2 protein-coding genes are annotated in these 1,746 nt (G+C 56.9%); one reads left to right on the forward strand and one right to left on the reverse strand.

All coding sequences use genetic code 11. From position 1 onward, the window contains the following. The coding region (locus A3754_RS20010) for a carboxylesterase family protein (protein WP_156497110.1) at window positions 1-790 on the reverse strand (790 nt) is incomplete at its 3' end. Between the two features lie 307 nt (window positions 791-1,097). On the opposite strand from A3754_RS20010, the gene A3754_RS20015 reads away from it, so the two are divergent. Continuing rightward, window positions 1,098-1,454: a hypothetical protein gene (locus A3754_RS20015; RefSeq protein WP_063521099.1), complete on the forward strand. Its 357-nt coding sequence runs from the start codon at window positions 1,098-1,100 to the stop codon at window positions 1,452-1,454. Window positions 1,455-1,746 lie beyond the last annotated feature (292 nt).

The raw sequence follows: 1,746 nt of genomic DNA on the forward strand, positions 1-1,746 counted from the left end.
GATCGACCAGCACCTTGACGGCGGCGTTCTGGGCCTTGATCCAACTCTTGTCATCGGCACTGGCCAATTTCTCGGCTGCGCTGCCCGCCCCCGGTAGTGCATCCACAAAGGCGTCGGTCACCTTGCGCACCTGATCCGGGGCGAGCACAAAATCGGCAGCACCAGACTGGGTGATCGCACTATGGAACAGGTCTTTCGCCTGGGGGCAGGCCAACAGCGCGCCGACACTGAAGCCTCCGGCAGACTCACCGAAAATCGTCACTTGCCCGCAATCACCGGCAAAGGCACCGATGTTTTCCTGTACCCATTGCAGCGCGGCCAGTTGGTCGCGCATGCCCAGGTTGGTGTCTGCTTCCAGCTGCGGTGCCACCGCAGAGAAATCCGCAAACCCCATGGCCCCCAGCCGGTAGGCGGCATTCACCACCACCACATTCTGGCTACGCGCCAGTTCGGCACCGTTATAGAGAACCTGCGACACCGAGCCCGCCAGGTAACCCCCACCGTGGAACCACACCATCACCGGGAAAGGCCCTTCGCCGTCCGGCACCCAGATATTCAGGTACAGGCAATCTTCGCTGGATTCCTGAATGCCCATCACCGGGTTTTTCATTTGCAGCGAGGGCATCGGGTAATGATCCGCCGTTTGCTCCGCCTCACTGTCAGCCAGGGGTTGCGGCGCCTTGAAGCGCAACTCGCCCAGCGGCGCACGCGCAAACGGCACGCCGCGGTATTCAGTTACGCCCTTATTGCCAAGCCCCTGGTAACGCCCTTGCCGGGTTACTGCCGTCATCTACCACTCCTGTTTTGCCAGCTGGCGCCGGCCTGAAAATTAACCCGCTTCAGCAACGATAAACGCCACTGACCCCCGCTTTAACCAAGCCATGCATAACTGGCGGACCGCGCCATTTGCCTGTCGCCCAATACCAGCGCTCCAGCCTAGCAAAACACATACTAATGAGTAGGCCAATTCGCCTGTTTAATTGTTAGACAACATTAACAATCTTGCCTTATTAGTGACTTACACTTGTTCACGCCCTCATAGAGGCAACATCGAGGGCTTTGTGAATCCATTGAATTTTCTACGGAGGGAAGCCCCTATGAGCAAAACCGCAACCATTGAGCAACGTGTCAACGAACGCTATGAGCAAGTGGCCACCGAAACCAAGGCCGCGCTGGAAAAAATCAACAACGCTGTTCGTGGTGCCTACACTCGTCTGGAAAACAATGGCAATGAGCTGTTCCAGAACCTGGTGAAAGCCGGCGAAAAACGCCAGAAAGCCGCCAGCAAGCCCCAGAAGAAAACCACCAAAGCCCAGCCCTCCCAGCTGGACGAAGTGCGCAGCAAAGTTGCCGCCGCACTGGGCCTGCCGACCCGCGACGAAGTTGAAGCGCTGAACAAGAAGCTGACTTCGCTGACCCGCAAGGTCAACAAACTGGCTAAAGAAGCCAAATAAAGACCCGATGTCCCGGGAGTGGCTCAGCCGCTCCCGGCACATTACTCCTTCCTCTCTCTTTTCCTGCTTTGACTTCTGCCACCAGCCCATTAGAGCCATAAGCTCGCCAACACGGTCAATAAACCAGCAATACGCACTTATCCACACGCCAAGTGTTGACTTGCCACGCTACGTCTCGTTATCTAAGTGGCTCTGTACCCGATAACAACAACTGCGAGCCCATGCCGTCCGCTAATCTTTCTGCCTCTCTGAAGCACAAAACCGTCGCGCCTTTCTGGCTGGAATACCTGCT

The organism is Alcanivorax sp. HI0083 (genome assembly GCF_001635175.1).

Excerpts from the sequence above, each read along its gene's own strand:
- A3754_RS20015 (WP_063521099.1), top strand. The coding sequence starts at position 1,098 with ATGAGCAAAACCGCAACCATTGAGCAACGTGTCAACGAACGCTATGAG.